The following is a 15506-nucleotide window of genomic DNA, read 5'->3' as shown; positions in this document are numbered from 1 at the left end:
GAGGCGTCGAAACCGACGAGGTCCTCGGCATCGTGCTGCTGCTGCGCGACGTGCTGGCCCGCTCGCTGTTCGAGAAGTACCAAACCGACTTCCAGCTGCTCAACGCCGTCCTCGACGCCTACGAACCGGCCGCCAACCGCATTGCCAACACCGTGGGCGTGTCCTTCGTCGAGGAACGCGAACGCATCATCCGCCAGCAGCAGGAGGCGATCCGCGAGCTGTCCACCCCTGTTCTGCAGGTGCGCGAACAGCTACTCATCCTGCCGATCATCGGCGTGCTGGACAGCCAGCGCGCCCGCCAGCTCACCGAACAGTTGCTGCGCGCGATTCGCTCGAACCGCGCGAAGGTCGTCGTGATCGACATCACCGGTGTGCCGCAGATCGACTCCACCGTGGCCAACCACCTGGTGCAGACCGTGGACGCGTCCGGCCTGATGGGCGCGAACGTGATCATCACCGGCCTGTCCTCGGAGATCGCGCTCACCCTGGTGACCATCGGTTTGGACCTGTCCAAGATGAACGCGGTCGGCGACTTGCAGGGCGGCATCGAAGAAGCCGAGCGACTCCTCGGCTACGAGGTCAGCCGCAGCGGCGACACCAGCAGGCGCCCGGAGGCCTGACACCGTTTCACCGATCTTGCCGGTTGGGTTGCTGTGGCGCGGGTATGGCCATCAGTGACGCGATGGGAGGCGGTGCACAGATGAAGGTGATTTCCGAGGCTTCGACACCGTGGCAGACCTCGGTGCTCGCGCACCGGGTCTCGCTCGAATTGGCGGCTGAACTGCGCGAATTGGGGATGTTGCGCGCTTTGACCGACACCGTGTGCATGATGGCCGACATCACCCTGGACGCGATTCCCGATATCCGGCTGGTGGTCAGCGAAGCGGCGACCGCGATGATGCTGGAGGCGCTGCCGGGCAGCACACTGCGCTGTGAGTTCGATTACACCAGACGCAGATTCAGCGCGCGGATCGCCGCGACGGCGACGCGCGACGCCGAGGACCGGCGCGACCCGTTGAGCTGGCAACTGGTGCAGTTGCTCACCGATTCGGCCGAATCGACCCGCGACCCTTTTGACCCGGTCGTCGGTGGGTATCCGGCCGTCATCGAATTCAGTTGGGAGCGAGGAACATCCGATGCAACGTGAGTTCACGAAGGACGAGGCCGGCCGCGCACCACGCACACACTCCCGCGGCGACAGCTACGACAACATCGAGCCCTGGTTCGAGAAGCTGACCGCGCTCGACGCAGCCGACCCGCACCGAGGCGAACTACGCGAAGAAATCATGCAGCGGTGCCTGCCGCTGGCCGAGCACATCGCGCGCAAGTTCGCCGGGCGCGGAGAGAGTTTCGACGATCTGCACCAGATCGCCCGGGTGGGATTGGTGCTCGCGGTGGACCGTTTCGATGTCACGCGCGGCAGTTCGTTCCTCTCCTTCGCGGTTCCGACGATCATGGGCGAGGTGCGCAGGCACTTCCGGGACAACACCTGGGCGGTGCGAGTTCCCCGACGGCTCAAGGAGATTCAGCAGCAGATCGGACCGGCCACCGAGCTGCTGTCGAACCGGCTCGGCCGGGTGCCGACGGCGCGGGAGATCGCGGCCGAGTTGTCCCTCGACGTCGGCACGGTCACCCAGGCGTTGATCGCGAGCAACGGCTATCAGACCAGGTCGTTGGATGCCGTGATGCGCGAGGACAGCGAGAACGCGCCGCTGCCCGTCGCCGCCGGGCTCGGCGCGGACGAACCGTGCTACCGGCTGCTGGAGGAGTCGATGACGGTACGGCCGCTGATCGCCGCGCTACCCGAGCGGGAGCGCCGGGTGCTGATCATGCGCTTCTTCGAGTCGCTCACCCAGGCGCAGATCGCCGAGCGGCTCGGTGTCTCGCAGATGCAGGTGTCGCGCATTCTGTCCAAAACCCTCGACACCCTCCGCGAGCAGGCGCTCGAGCCGGAGCGATCGGTGGAGGTGGCCTGATTCGATCAGGCGACGTGCCCCGGCTTCAGATCGGCGACGGCGCGGTAGCGTAACGCTTCCTTCCCGGTGGGCGGCGCGGCGGCCGCGGTCGGCTCGACGACCATGCCGACGTGATCGCCCAGGTCGTGCCGGGCCAGGATGCGGCCGGTGAACCAGCCCGCGGCCGCATCCAGAATCGGGACATCAGCCGGCCCGGGCTGCCACTTGCAGTGCGCGAACTTGTTGATGTCGTCACCGGTCTCCGCGCCGAAAAGCGCGGCCAACGAGGACTGTTCCCGGCTGAGCAGATGCACGGCGAGTTGCTCGGCCTGCGCCGCGACGCCGTAGGTGAAGTTCGTCTTCGAGATACCGACGAGGAAGCGCGGCGGATCGATGCTCACCTGCGAGGTGAAGCCGACCAGACACCCGGCATTGCGTCCACCCGCGTGCGTGGTGACGACGAACACCGGATAGTCCGCGGCCGCGATCACCGCATCGAAGGCGCTTCGATCTGCTGTGGCATTGTCCGACATGGTCCTCACGCTCGGATCGGCCGCAGCCGAGCCGCGCGGGCGACCGGCGCGGCTCGGGACCACGGCGAGTGGGCAGTCCAAGACCCACAGTACGAGACCGCGCGGACTCCGGTCAGCCGGTCACGCTCGGCTGGCCGTTCTCGATGTGCCCGCGGAAGTGGCGCTGATAGGCCGGATCGATGTCCACGGTCAGCGACAGGTCGTACCAGCCTTTGCCGTAGGTCAACGCGTTCCAGGTGTCGACGACGGTCTTGCCCGGCGCGAGCTGGTAGGTCCACGGACCGTCGGTGCGATAGCCGTTCGCCTGCACGGTGACGGTCGCCGCCGTCTTGCCCTTGTTCGTCATCGACAGCTGCAACTTGTAGTCGGGGGTGTAGGCGGCGCTCACCTCCAGCGGCGAGGTCGAGGTGCCGGCCAGCCGCCAGAGGAACCGGTTGGGTCCGTGCACCGCGACGCCGTATTTCTTGTCGGGATAGGCCGGGACGTTCCAGGTGTCGGTGACCGTGGTCCCCGCCTTCACGTCGTAACGCCACGGGCCGTCGGTGCGGCCGTCGGCCCGATAGGCGGCCAGTTGCAGATCCGCGGTGCCGGTGTTGCGGAATGCGGTGACGAGCACGCCCTCAGGGGTGAGGGTGCCGTTGACCGCGGGCGCGTACGGCAGCGGGCGGGCCGGACGGGTGCCGGATTCCTGAGCCGGTGGGCGCTGACCGCCGGCCGGCGGCGGTGCGGGAGCGGGCAGGGTGCGCTGGGTGGCATCGGCCTGCGCGCGCAGCGCGGTGACGTCGGGCAGCATCGGGATGGTCGTGTCGGTCTTGCCGAAATCGAAACACCCGGTGAGATCGCCGCAGATCGAACGCCGCCAGGCCGAGATATTCGGCTCGTTCACCCCGGTCCACTTCTCCAGAAACCGAATCACCGAAGTATGGTCGTACACCTGCGAATTCACCCAGCCGCCGCGGCTCCACGGCGAGATGACCAGCATCGGCACCCGCGGGCCGAGGCCGATGGGCACTCCGTTGACGTATTCGCCCGGGGTGTTCGGCGGTGCCATCGGGGGTGGCACATGGTCGAAGAAGCCGTCGTTCTCGTCGAAGTTGATCAGCACGGCGGTCGAGTTCCACAGCGTCTGGTTGGCCCACAACGCTTTCAACACCGCCGAGGTGTACGCGGCGCCGTCGACCGGACGCGCCGCCGGATGCTCGGAGTAGCCGTAAGGTGCGACGACCCAGGACACCTGCGGGAGCTTGTCGGCCTTGCAGTCGGCCAGGAAGTCGGCGAGCACATGCTCGACGTTCTTGCCCTGCCCGGAGTCCGGCTTCCAGTTCTGCGCGCCGAATACCTTTGCCCGCGACGCGAGTTCGGCCTTGTTCGGATCGTGGTAGGCGTCGAACAGCCACAGCGGGTTGTCGCCGTAGTCGCCGACGAACGGGTGGCCGGAATCGTCGCCCACCTCGTCGTTGGCGTAGACCTTCCAGCTGATCCCCTTGTCCAGCAGGCGTTCCGGATAGGTCGTCCAGCGGTAGACGGGACGGTAGTCGGCGGGATTGCTGATCGCGGGTCCGCCGTTCTGTCCGGCCGGATCTATGGTTCCGGTCCAGTGGTAGAGCCGATTGGGCGTGGTCGGCCCGAGCACCGAACAGTAGTAGTGGTCGCAGACCGTGTACGCGTCGGCGAGCGCGCGATGGAACGGGATGTCGTCGGCGGTGAAGTAGCTCATCGCCATCTCCCCCTTAGCCGCGATCCAGCCGTCGCTCCACCCGCCGCGCACGGCGCGATGCTGATCGTCCCAGCCGTGCGGCAGATCGCCCAGGTCTTGACCGTCGACCACCTTGGTGTCCACATGGAACGGCAACAGGTAGCCGCCGTCGGTGCGGCCCGCATCGGGCTGGTGATAGAGGTCGCGCCCGTCCGGCCCGGCCACGACCGAGGCGTCACCGAGGCCGCGCACACCGCGCATCGTGCCGAAATAATGATCGAACGAGCGGTTCTCCTGCATCAGGATCACGACGTGCTCGACGTCGCCGATGGTGCCCTTCCGGTTCGGCGCGGCCAGGGCCTCCAGCATTCCGGGCGGAAATGCCTGCAAACCGCCGGCCAACGCGGCGGCGCCCAATGTGCCGCCGAGGAAACGGCGTCTGGGAAAACCTGAATCCGACTGTGACACAACATTCCTCTCGATCAAACACGGGACCGGTGCGCGGGCAAAGGATGTTCGTCTACCGAAGAGCTGATCGGCAGGTTGTCAGGCGCGAAAGAATGGCCCGTGAACGTACCGTTACACGCAGCGAATGAGCGGAGGAAAAAATGCGGCGGACACCGTCGGAGTCGGTCGCCGACATATGGAGGAAGAATTGTCCGAATAGATGGAATCCGGTCCGATGATACAGATCCGGCACAGCGCACATTTTACCGTGGACCATGATTCCGCGCGGTTGATTCGCGCCGGAGCACATGCGAAGCTTTGGCCGACGGTGGTGCAGTAGTGTGGTTGTAGCGCTGGACGTTTGCCGCGCTACGGCTTATACGAGGACATGGCAACGAGCCGCCTCACGGAAATCGCTGCTGATGAGGGCAATCGTCGGAAAATACGGCCAAGGAAGCCCTCCGTCCGTCGCGCGGATGAGTAGGTCATCCGATGATAGGCGATCTGCCGCGCCACCGCAGATCAACTGGCAGACAAGCACATCGGAATCGCCCGGACATGACAGTTTCGATAGATGAACCTATGGTCCGGTGGCGTGTCCGCCGCCCGGGGCCGATCGCCGGAACTGGCGGTTTCCGGCGATCAGGGCTCTTCTCGGCCAATGAACACCATTCACTAAATAGCGCAAGTGCGCCATTCCGGGACGCGCCCGAACATCGCGATTGTATGAACGTTTGGACACCGTATCGTTGCCGTCTTGCTGCGAATGTGAAATATTGCTGTCCGCGCTACAAAGTCACCGTCTGCCCCGGCACAGCGCCGTGGCTCCTGCACCGATTCGTCCCGCCATCAGCGCTTCGGATCGACAGTGGCGGTGCGGAATTGCTACGGAATGTGATCTCGGCTTCGACGCAGGAGTACCGCCGTGAGTGAACACAGGTTGAACGTGGACAACGACGATACGAGAGTGGGGGTCACCGACGTTGTCGTAGAGATCCCCATCGAGTCCATAGACATCGGCGGCGCGCTGCGGGTACGGGCCGAGGACTCCGCGCACACGCAGGTGCTCGCGCAAACGGAGACCGAGCTGCCGCCGATTCTGGTGCATCGCGGCACGATGCGGCTCATCGACGGCGCTCATCGGCTACAGGCCGCAAAACTGAAGGGGGCCAGGGTTATCCGGGTGCGGTTCTTCGACGGCACGGAGGAGGAGGCGTTCGTGCTCGCGGTGCAGGCCAACATCGCGCACGGACTGCCGCTGTCGGTGATAGACCGCAAAGCCGCTTCGCTGCGGATCATGCGGATGTATCCACTGTGGTCGGATCGGAAGGTAGCCGAAGTGGCCGGGCTCGACCACAAGACGGTCGGCGCGGTGCGCAGGCAATCGTCTGGGGATGTTCCCCAGACCGGACAGCGACTAGGCCGGGACGGCCGGATGCGCCGGGTGCGCCGCGCCGACGGAAACCGGCAGCGCCGCACCGACCCCTGTGACAGCCCCGCCGGCACGCACCGCCCCGCCGAGCCGGCCGCGGCGCCGCGGGTGTGCCCCGCGTCGGTGTTGCAGAGCCTGCGCCGCGATCCGTCGTTGCGGCTCACCGAAACCGGGCGCACGCTACTGCGCTGGCTCGACGCCAGCCCGCGCACGCCGACCCAGTCCCTCGATCTGGCCGACCGGATCCCGGAGCACTGCCTGAATCTCATCCACGACATGGCCAGGCAGAACGCCGCGAATTGGCAGGATTTCGCCACGCGGATCGGCGATCGGTTGCAGTGCAAGTGAACAACGGCCCGATCGCGTAATCCCGGGCGGGACTTGCGAATCGAGCCTTGCATCCGGCGGTCTTGCGGTACGGGCGCTTCGGTACCGTGATCTCGTCGTTGCCGAGGTGAGTGGCGTTGGCGCGCAACGCGAATGCCACTCGCTTCGGCAGATGGGATTGCGGCACCGGAGACCGGCACACCGCAACCTGCCGGCGTCCCGCCGTGCCACGATTCTTTCGCATTTCCCGGAATTCGTGCCGGAGCCATTTATCGAATTGCTCCCCAGTTATTCCCCACTCGAATGGCCACCTCGAATGTGGTTTTACTTGAGTATGAATTCCCGGCATCCCGACGGCACCGAGCTGGCCGCCGTGCCCAAGACGGTGCTGACCGACCACCAGGGCATCGTCACGCAGGTGGTGCCGGACACCCCGCTACCGCCACCGCCGGGCGTGCCGGCCGAGGCCACGGCCATCGCGGCGGTGTGGGCGGACAGCATCCGGCAGCTCTTCGGCGCCGGTTCGGTCGGTGTACTCGTGGTCGACGCGGTATTCGCGATCGGCGAGGGTGCCACCGTCCGACTCCGACAGGAGATCGACTCGATCCGGGTCTACGGCGCCTCGGTCGCGCAGTCCCTCGATGCCGCCGGCGCGCTGCTCTCGGTTACCGGCGCCTTGGCACAGCAGTCGCGCGGGGCGTTCCCGCCGGGTGCGGCAGCGCCCGACGCCGCGCGCACGGCCCGGCAGGCGCTGGCGAGCCGGGCGAATGCACCGGTCGAGCAGTTCACCGCGGGGACCGCGATACCCGTCTGGTACGACCCGAAGCTGGCCGCTCAGGACGACGCCCCGAGCGTGGCCGTCCCCGCCTATCTGGTCGAGGTCAACGGGGACGGGCACGGTCGGCAGCCCGAACTCTGGATGGTCTTCATCGACGCGACCGACACCGACCGAGTGCTCGACAGCTGGAGCGAGACCAAGCACTTCGACCACCACTGAACCACCTCGTCCGGCAATCCCTCCTCTACCGAAACGGTCGTGCCCCATGCGAATTCGACACAAATCGGGTGAGCACCACCCGATCCCGGCGGTCCTGCGTCCCCGTTGCGCGGTCGTCTCCGTGGCGGCCATCGCGGCCGTCCTCGTGGCGGGGGCGCCCGCGTCGGCCGACCCCGCGCCGCCTGCGGCCGGCGAAGCGGCCGCTGTCGCAGGAACTCCGGGATCGGACGGGCTGGGTGATCCGTACTACCCGAAGGACGGGAACGGCGGGTACGACGCGACCGACTACGACGTCGCCATCGACTACAACCCGTCGAGTCATCGATTGGTGGGCAAGACCAAGGTGACCGCCAAGGCCACCCAGGCCCTGTCCGCATTCAACCTCGATTTCGCCGGTCCCGCAGTCGGTTCCGTCACCGTCAACGGTCAAGCCGCCGGCTTCAAGCGGGCAGGCGAGCACGAACTGGTCGTGACCCCGAAAGCGGCGCTGCCGGTCGGGCAGTCGTTCACGGTGGTCGTCGACTACGCGGGCACCGCGCCGGATACCAAAGGCAACGGCTGGACCTACTCGCCGAGCGGGGGCGCCTTCGCCGCGGGTGAACCGCATTCCGCGACCACCTGGTTCCCGCTGAACGACACCCCGCTGGACAAGTCCACCATCACCGTGCGCGCCACCGTGCCGACGGGCTGGGACGTGGCGTCGAACGGGTTGCGCACCTCGGACACGCCCGCCGGCACGGGCAAGCACACCGTCACCTGGCAGGCGAAGGACCCGATCATCGGGTACCTGACCACGATCGCCATCGAGAAGCTCACCCGGCTCAGCCAGAACCTCTCGGGCAGAACGCCATTGGAGAGCTTCTTCGCGCCGTCGGCGAAGAACAAACAGGAACTGGAGAAGAAGCTGCCCGCGGTGCTCGGCTTCGCCGAACAGCTCTACGGGCCGTACCCGTTCGAATCCGGGGGCGGCATCTACGTGGACACCAACCTGCAGTTCTCGCTGGAGACCCAGACCCGGCCGATCTACGCGCCGTGGACCGACCTGAACACGGTGGTGCACGAGAACGCCCACCAGTGGTGGGGTGATTCGGTATCCATCAAGGACTGGCGCGACGTCTGCCTGAACGAGTGCTTCGCCAGCTACACCGCCGACATCCTGTGGCCGGAACGGATCGACCAGCGCAACGCCGATCAGATCTACCGCAGGGCGCTCGCCAGTGCCGATCAGCAGAACGTCTGGGCGACACCGCTGTACGACCCCGGCAAGGGCCGGGAGTTCACCACCGTGTACACCCGCGGCCCGCTGTTCCTGCACGCGCTGCGCCGCGCCATCGGCGACGACGTCTTCTTCACCGCCGTCCGCGATTTCGCGCAGAGCCATCGGCACGGCAACGCGTCGATCCCGGAACTTCGCCAGTTCGTCCAGTCCCGGACGCAGAAGAATCTGACCGGGTTCTTCGACGCGTGGCTGAACGGGAAGAAGCGGCCCGCGTCCGAATACCTCTACCCGGGCAGCCTCGGCAGCCAGGGTCTGCAAGAAAGCCCCGAAGTGCCCGATCCTGCCGGGGATCGGCCCTTCGGACTCGGGGACCGGAAGTGACACTGCCCTAACCGCCGGCTGTCATCCCGACCCCGAAAAGGCAGGCCAGAGTGGGAGATTCCCGCTCTGGCCTGCTGGCCGTGACAGGTCAGCCGGTGGTGATGCCGGTCGAGAACTTCACCACGACTTTGTCATTGGTGACCTCCTGCACCGTCGCGCTCAGGCCGTCGGCCGGCTGGGTCTCGCCGAGCGGCACGCTCGTCTCCTGACCCGCGACGCGCAGGGTGACCGTATTGCCGTTGACGGCAACCAGTTCCGCGTCGACACCGAGGATGCTGGCCTTGGCGTTCACGCCACGCGCGAACGTCACGGTGCAGCCGGAGGGTTGGCATTCGGTCTTGGTGCCCGGTCCCTCCACGGTGCAGGCGGCCACGCCGAACGGGGCGAGCAGGGCGAACATGGATACCGCGAGCAGCTGTCGTACAGGCACGCAGTCAGTGTAGGACGTGCAGGTCACCGACCGGCCGCGATATCCGCGCGGAGCTTGACCAGGCTGGCGCGTTCGGCGAGCAGCCGATCGATGCCCGCGTCCAGTTGCCTGCTGCGCTCGTCGAGTTGGGCCAGCACGGCGGCACGGTCGTCGTCGGTCGCGGTCTGCGGCGCGGTGCAGGCGATATGGATCAGCTCGGCGGCCTCGGCCAGCGACAGACCCGAGCCGAGCAGACAGCGGATGTCGTGCACGGTCTTGATGTCCTCGGGCCGGTAGTGCCGATAGCCGTTGGGGTCGCGGTCGGGCGTCAGGACGCCCGCGTTCTCGTAGTGCCGCAGCATGCGCGGACTCGCACCGGTGGCTTCGGCCAGATCGCTGATCCGCACCCGACTCGCTCCTTGACATTGACGTTGATGTCATACTTTACCTTCGCCGTATGACGAACGAATCGAGCCGGCCGAACGTCCTGCTCGTGGTCGCGCACCCCGACCACGATTCGGCCACATGGACCATCACCCGCGCCGTCGAGCAAGGCATCCAGGCCGGCGGCACCATCGATGTCGTGACGCACGATCTGACGGCGACCGGCTTCGATCCGGTCTTCACCGCGGCCGACCTCGCGGTGCATCGACTCCGCGGCGAAGTTCCCGACGACGTGCGGCGCGAACAAGAGCTGATCGAATCCGCGGACGTCGTCGCACTATTGTTCCCGGTGTACTGGTGGTCTTTGCCCGCCCTCGCGAAAGGCTGGATCGACCGCGTGTTCAGCCGCCGCTGGGCATACGAGAACCCGGCGACCGAAAGCGGCAGTGCCGTCGACGAATTGCACTTCCTCGCGATCGCGGGCGTCGGCGAAGGCACCTACGAGCGCCGCGGCTACCGGGAGGCGGCGGAACTGCAGCTGCGCCACGGCATCGCCGGATACTCGCAGATCGCCACGTCCACACTGCAATTCCTCTACGGCAGCGAGACCGACGACCCGCAGACCCACCAGGAGCTCGTGGCACAGGGCTACAAACTCGGTGCCGACCTCGCCCACCGGGCCCAATCAGCGTTCGACCTGAAGCTGAAATGAGTTGCGGGCGTACACACCTAGCCCCGTAGTCGCACGGGTAGGGCTTCGAGACCGCGGATGAGCAGGCTGGGTTGCCAGCGGAGTTCGGACTCGTCGACGGCCAGCTTCATGTTCGGGAATCGTTGCAGCAGAGCGGTGAACGCGATTTCCGCTTCGAGCCGGGCCAGGGGCGCACCGACGCAGAAGTGGATGCCATGGCCGAAAGCCAGATGTCCGGCTGTATCCCCGGTCACGTCCACCTGTTCGGGGTCGGCGAACCTGGCCGGATCCCGATTCGCGGCGTTGAGCGAGACATACACGAATTCGCCCGCGGGGATCTCCGTGTCGCCGACCACCATCGGTTCGGCGGTGTAGCGCACCGTGGCCCAGTCGACCGGGCCCTCGAACCGGAGGAACTCCTCCACCGCCGCCGGGATCCCCGCCGGGTCGGTGCGCAACGCATGGAACTGCGATTCGTTGCGCAGCAACGAATACGTACCGTTGCTGATGAGGTTCACGGTGGTCTCATGGCCTGCGATCAGCAGCAGGAAGACCATGGAGACCACCTCCTCGTCGGTCATCCGGTCGCCGTCGGCCCGGGTCTGCACCAGACCCGAGAGCAAGTCCTCCCCCGGTGCGGCGCGCTTGGCCTGCGCCAGCTCGCGCAGGTACGGCGCGATCTCGGCGGCACAGCGCCGACGTTCCTCGAGCGCACCGATGGCGCCGACCAGAACCTTCGTCCAGTACTGGAAGGTCTCCCGGTCCGCGAACGGCACGCCGAGCAGTTCACAGATCACCGTGACCGGCAGCGGCGTCGCGAACACCGCCAACAGGTCGACTTCGTCCTGATCGGCCATCTCGTCGAGCAACGCCGCGGTGATCTGCTCGAGCCAGGGCCGCATCGCGGCCACCCGCCGCCCGGTGAAGGTCTTGTTCACCATCTTGCGCAGGCGCGTGTGGTCGGGCGGATCGGAGTTCAGCATGTGCGAACTCAGCATGAGCAGATCACCGTTCAGCGTCAGGTCGGGCGTCTTGCGGCGCTGCACCTCGACGACACCGGCCAGGCTCTTGTGCAGCCGCACGTCGGCCAGCGCGGCGCGCGCCTCGGCGTACCGGACGATCAGCCACACCGGCATTCCGGTCGGAAAACGCACCTTGACCACCGGCCCGCGCTCCCGCCAGCGCTGGTAGTAGGTGTGCGGATCGGTGTAGAAATCCGCGCCGATGACCTCGATCCGGTCCTGCGCCTCGATATCGACCATGATGCCTCCCCACTCCGCGAACCGGTCCGGTAGAGCCATGGGGCTACCGGCCTGCCCCACCACAACCACCGTACCGATCGCCCGCTCGCGCCGATTGCGTTGTCGGTCAGCAGATTGCGGCGCGAGGCACCGAATCGAGGCCGCGACACCCGCCGACACACGACGAGCGCACCAGGGTTCGCGCGCTCAGACCTTGGCGGCCGCGGCTTCGATCAAGTCGACGACGGCCTGCGGCTGGGACAACGCGATCGCGTGACTGCCCGGGCTTTCCACGACGGTCGCCTTCATTCGAGCGGCCATCTCCCGCTGACCGGCGGGCGGGATCATCCGATCGTCCGCGGCGACGAGGGTCCAGCTCGGCAGGGTCTTCCAGGCGGGCTCGGCGGACTTGTCGGTGAACGAGGCCACCGCGATCGGGCGCTGCCCGGCAGCCAGGATCGCCGCCTCGCCGGCAGGCAGATCCTGCGCGAAGAACTCGCCGAACTTGTCCGGCGCGATGCTCAGCTCGGGCGCGCTGCCCTTGCCATCCGGCAGCGGATACTCGTGCGGCGTCGTGATTTTGGTGGCCGGGCCGCCGAATCGGCCGTCGAGTTCGCCGAGGCTCTCACCCTGATCCGGGGCGAACGCCGCGATATAGACCAGGCCTGCCGCCTTGGGCGAACCCGTTGCGGCATTGGTGATCACGGCGCCACCGTAGGAGTGGCCGACCACGATGGTCTTGCCCGGCATGCCGTCCAGGATGCCGCGGATGTAGCCGGCGTCGTAGGTGAGCCCGCGCAGCGGAACGGCGGCGGAGGTCACCCGGTAGCCGTCGCGCTGGAGCCGTTCGGCCACCTTGCTCCAGCTGGAACCGTCGGCGAACGCCCCGTGCACGAGCAGCACCGCGGGCTTGTCCGCCGGGGACTCGGCAGGCGCTTTGTCGTCGGCAGCTGCCGAACAAGCTGTCACCGCCAGGCTCGACACGACTGCCATGGTGATCAGCACGGCGCGGCCGATCCCGGACCACGGACGTATGTAACTCATTCTCGGACTGGCCTTTCTGCTGAACCCATTGGCCGATGCGGTGATCGTCGTCAGGTGCGCGCACCCGACCGGAACCGGCGCCGAGCGGCTCCCGGCACCGGCACAGATGATGCGCAAGCGGGCTCACCGCCTGCTGAACAGTTCCTGAACGAGCTGTTCAGCCGGGGTACTCGGATCGACCAGGTTCAGCCGGGCGGGCAGGCGACGTCACCGGCAGGCAGCGTGCCCTCGACCAGATAAGCGGCCGCGAGGGCGCGGGCACAGGAACTGGTACCGGGGATCGAGCCGGGGAGGCCGCCGGGTCTGGTTTGCGGGAGCACCAGATGACCGGCGCGGCCCACCACGGTGACCAGCCGTGCGTCCGGGATCGACGCACGTACCGCACGCGCACCTGAAATCGTTGTGACAGCGTCTTTTTCGTTGCCGAGTAGCAGAGCCGAGGCGATCCGGTCGTAGCCGCCCGGGCCGGTCAAGGCGTGTGGTACGGGCCAGAACGCGCAGACGGCGTTGAAGCCGAGGCCGAGGTAGGTCAGGGGTGCGCGTTCGGCGAGTTGTTTCGCGGCGCCGACTATCTCGTCGAGATCGTGGCTCCACCCGGCGCTGTTGCAGTTGCGTGCGGTGAACCAGCCGACGCGGGGACCGGCGTAGAGGAGGTCCTGGCCGAGTTCGTCCAGTAGCGGCGGCAGCGCGAACGTGGTCGCTGCCGCGGATTGCGCCGCCACGGACCGCTCGTCGAGCGCCGTGCGCAACGTCAGGAGTTTACGCTCCAACGTTTCGTAGGGGCTGTTGTCGACGCCGTAGAAGACCATGTTGAGGTCATTGCCGCTGAAGGTCCGGCCGAACGGCAGCGGGACGGGGCGTGCGGTCAGATCCTTGCGCAAGGTGGTCAACGCCGCGAGAACATCATCCCTGGTGCTGCCGAATGCCTTGCCGCGCTGAGCAAGCCAGGGCGCGAAGTGGTCCTCGAGCACCTTCTGCTGCCGCAGCGAGCGCTCGGTGTAGCCGTCCGCCAGTGCGACGGCGGGGTCGACCATCGAGTCGAGCACGAGTCGGTCGATTCGGGCGGGAAAGGTGCGGGCGAGTTCGAGGCCGAGCTGGGTGCCCTGGGACACCCCGAGAAAACTCCAGGTCGGAGCGTTCAGCAGCGCACGGGCCAAGTCCAGGTCGCGGACCGTCTGCCAGTAGGTGATGGCACCGATGGTGGTTTCCCCCGCAGGCGTCCGGGCGGACCGCTCAATGCAAGACCGGACCCAGTCGCGAGCCTGCCCGAGCTGTCGGCGCACCGATTCGGTCGAGAAGTCCAGCACGTCGATGCTGTCGTTCCGGCCGTTCGCGAGCAGTATGCCGTCACCGGAGACGTGGCGGTCGCAGTCCTGATCGGTGCTGGACAAAGCGGTTCCGCGCGGTTCGAATCCGATGAGGTCGTAGGAATCCCGTAGTTCCGGGAAGGCTGTCGCCCACTCCAGCGGATTGAGCAGCGTGCCTGCACCGCTGCCGCCGGGACTTGTCAACAGCGTCCGGGAGCGGCCCGCCGGGGCATGCGACGGCAATCGCGAAATCTCGAACGTGACAACATCACTCGTGTCCGGGCGCGACCAGTCCAATGGGGTACGCACTGTCGCACAGTCCAGCCCGTCGAGCAGTGGTGCGCGGAGCCCGGCGACCGGTCCCCGTCGCAGCGCGTCGCCCAGTGCCGTCTGGGTGCAGGGTCGCCAGTCCACGCCTTGGGCGGCAAACGTTTCGGGTACCTGTGGCGCATCACGCGAATAATCCACGGACTGCGGGGGCGGTGGATCGAACTCGCTGCCGAACGTGTCGGCCCGCACCGCCGCCTGCCCTGCCGCACACAGCACGCTCATCGACAAAGCCAGCACTACCACAGATCGCCGCATCCGCCCCCTCCCTATGAACAGCCGTGCGCGAATCTAGTTCAGCCCATGGGGGTTGTCCATCGCGAGCGCTAGGCTGCGAGCAGTGCAGGCAGTGCTGTTCCTCGACGTCGACGGACCGCTGATTCCGTTCGGCGGGGTCGACGGCCCGACTCACCCGGAACTACCCGACTCGAATCCGTTACTCGCACGGATCGATCCCGAACTCGGGCCGCTGCTGGCCGCGCTGCCCTGCCGACTCGTGTGGGCCACCACCTGGATGCACGAGGCGAACATCACGCTGAGCCCGATCCTCGGCCTGCCGGAACTCACCGTGCTGGACTGGCCGACAGCTCCGGACGATCGAGTCGACCGATGGTTCGGATTACATTGGAAGACACGCGCTTTGGTCGAGTGGGCGGCCGGACGACCGTTCATCTGGGTGGACGACGAAATCACCGGCAGTGACCGGGACTGGGTGGCCGCCGAATACCGCGGCCACGCGCTGCTGCACCGCGTCGATCCGCGGAAAGGATTGCAGCGCAGCGACTTCGATGTATTCGATGCGTGGTTCGCCGCCCACCCGGACCGACTGGGCGACTAGGCTCTGTCTCGAGCCCCGTCCGGCACCTGCCTAGTTCGATGCCTGCCGCGGGAGTTACAGGGATGGTGCTGAGCACGTCGCGTGCCGCACCCGGCTGTAGATGCAGGTCAGGTGCGCGGTGTCGTGTTCCGGCGTGGCCGTCTGGCTGTGGTGGCGTCTCGAGCGGCTTGGGAAAGAGAGGGCGGGTAGCGGGCCGGCTGGTCTGCACCAAGCGACAGATAGGTTGGTGGTCACAGAGGTTCCATACGGTTCACAGGGGTTGTAGCTGCTGTGAACCG

At 66.9% G+C, this 15506-nt stretch carries 15 protein-coding genes; 8 read left to right on the top strand and 7 right to left on the bottom strand.

Annotation, left to right across the window (positions count from 1 at the left end):
* From NBRGI_RS42170 to NBRGI_RS42160, 3 genes are all read left to right on the top strand, one after another.
* A partial coding sequence (locus NBRGI_RS42170) for an STAS domain-containing protein (protein WP_029903792.1) occupies positions 1-620 on the top strand: 620 nt, incomplete at its 5' end.
* Positions 621-700: 80 nt separating this feature from the next.
* A complete protein-coding gene (locus NBRGI_RS42165) occupies positions 701-1147 on the top strand; it encodes an anti-sigma factor (protein ID WP_148311173.1) in 447 nt (148 codons plus the stop codon).
* Positions 1137-1976 carry an RNA polymerase sigma factor SigF gene (locus tag NBRGI_RS42160; protein WP_029903788.1) on the top strand — a complete coding sequence of 280 codons (840 nt, stop codon included), beginning with the start codon at positions 1137-1139 and terminating at the stop codon, positions 1974-1976. Before NBRGI_RS42165 ends, NBRGI_RS42160 begins: the two co-directional genes overlap by 11 nt.
* 5 nt (positions 1977-1981) lie before the next feature.
* Here NBRGI_RS42160 and NBRGI_RS42155 read toward each other — a convergent pair whose 3' ends face one another.
* Together NBRGI_RS42155 and NBRGI_RS42150 are read right to left on the bottom strand one after the other, a co-directional pair.
* Positions 1982-2488 (bottom strand): flavin reductase family protein, encoded by a 507-nt coding sequence (locus NBRGI_RS42155; RefSeq protein WP_029903786.1) that lies wholly within the window; start codon positions 2486-2488, stop codon positions 1982-1984.
* A 112-nt stretch (positions 2489-2600) separates the two neighbouring features.
* The gene (locus NBRGI_RS42150; protein WP_029903784.1) at positions 2601-4652 is read right to left on the bottom strand and encodes a phosphocholine-specific phospholipase C; all 2052 of its coding nucleotides are present in this window, start codon (positions 4650-4652) and stop codon (positions 2601-2603) included.
* 904 nt (positions 4653-5556) lie between these two features.
* Here NBRGI_RS42150 and NBRGI_RS42145 point away from each other — a divergent pair.
* The 3 genes from NBRGI_RS42145 (at position 5557) to NBRGI_RS42135 (ending at position 8987) form a co-directional block, all read left to right on the top strand.
* Complete coding sequence (locus tag NBRGI_RS42145) at positions 5557-6411, top strand: ParB/RepB/Spo0J family partition protein (RefSeq protein WP_014982868.1); 855 nt, start codon at positions 5557-5559, stop codon at positions 6409-6411.
* Positions 6412-6718: 307 nt separating this feature from the next.
* On the top strand, positions 6719-7387 hold the full coding sequence (locus tag NBRGI_RS42140; protein WP_148311172.1) for a hypothetical protein: 669 nt from the start codon (positions 6719-6721) through the stop codon (positions 7385-7387).
* 46 nt (positions 7388-7433) lie between these two features.
* Positions 7434-8987 carry a M1 family metallopeptidase gene (locus NBRGI_RS42135; protein ID WP_029903778.1) on the top strand — a complete coding sequence of 518 codons (1554 nt, stop codon included), beginning with the start codon at positions 7434-7436 and terminating at the stop codon, positions 8985-8987.
* Positions 8988-9075: 88 nt separating this feature from the next.
* Here the strand turns inward: NBRGI_RS42135 and NBRGI_RS42130 are convergent, their stop codons facing one another.
* Together NBRGI_RS42130 and NBRGI_RS42125 are read right to left on the bottom strand one after the other, a co-directional pair.
* The gene (locus tag NBRGI_RS42130; RefSeq protein ID WP_036562871.1) at positions 9076-9417 is read right to left on the bottom strand and encodes a hypothetical protein; all 342 of its coding nucleotides are present in this window, start codon (positions 9415-9417) and stop codon (positions 9076-9078) included.
* 23 nt (positions 9418-9440) lie between these two features.
* Entirely contained in the window at positions 9441-9803 is a 363-nt protein-coding gene (locus NBRGI_RS42125) for a MerR family transcriptional regulator (RefSeq protein WP_036562869.1), read from the bottom strand.
* A 50-nt stretch (positions 9804-9853) separates the two neighbouring features.
* Here NBRGI_RS42125 and NBRGI_RS42120 point away from each other — a divergent pair, with 50 nt between their 5' ends.
* Complete coding sequence (locus NBRGI_RS42120; protein ID WP_029903771.1) at positions 9854-10492, top strand: NAD(P)H-dependent oxidoreductase; 639 nt, start codon at positions 9854-9856, stop codon at positions 10490-10492.
* A 17-nt stretch (positions 10493-10509) separates the two neighbouring features.
* Here NBRGI_RS42120 and NBRGI_RS42115 read toward each other — a convergent pair whose 3' ends face one another.
* The 3 genes from NBRGI_RS42115 to NBRGI_RS42100 all read right to left on the bottom strand — a co-directional run bounded on the left by NBRGI_RS42115 (position 10510) and on the right by NBRGI_RS42100 (position 14648).
* Complete coding sequence (locus tag NBRGI_RS42115) at positions 10510-11772, bottom strand: cytochrome P450 family protein (protein WP_235211291.1); 1263 nt, start codon at positions 11770-11772, stop codon at positions 10510-10512.
* A gap of 147 nt (positions 11773-11919) precedes the next feature.
* Positions 11920-12756: an alpha/beta fold hydrolase gene (locus NBRGI_RS42110; RefSeq protein ID WP_029903768.1), complete on the bottom strand. Its 837-nt coding sequence runs from the start codon at positions 12754-12756 to the stop codon at positions 11920-11922.
* A 185-nt stretch (positions 12757-12941) separates the two neighbouring features.
* The gene (locus NBRGI_RS42100) at positions 12942-14648 is read right to left on the bottom strand and encodes an alpha/beta fold hydrolase (protein WP_081878476.1); all 1707 of its coding nucleotides are present in this window, start codon (positions 14646-14648) and stop codon (positions 12942-12944) included.
* Between the two features lie 82 nt (positions 14649-14730).
* Between NBRGI_RS42100 and NBRGI_RS42095 the strand changes: the two genes are divergently transcribed.
* Complete coding sequence (locus NBRGI_RS42095; RefSeq protein ID WP_081878475.1) at positions 14731-15228, top strand: HAD domain-containing protein; 498 nt, start codon at positions 14731-14733, stop codon at positions 15226-15228.
* The last annotated feature ends 278 nt before the right edge of the window (positions 15229-15506 follow it).

It is taken from the genome of Nocardia brasiliensis IFM 10847, assembly GCF_000710915.1.
Lineage (GTDB): Bacteria > Actinomycetota > Actinomycetes > Mycobacteriales > Mycobacteriaceae > Nocardia > Nocardia brasiliensis_A.
The sequence above is the reverse complement of the archived record's forward strand: the minus strand, read 5'-3'. Positions and strand labels throughout refer to the sequence as shown.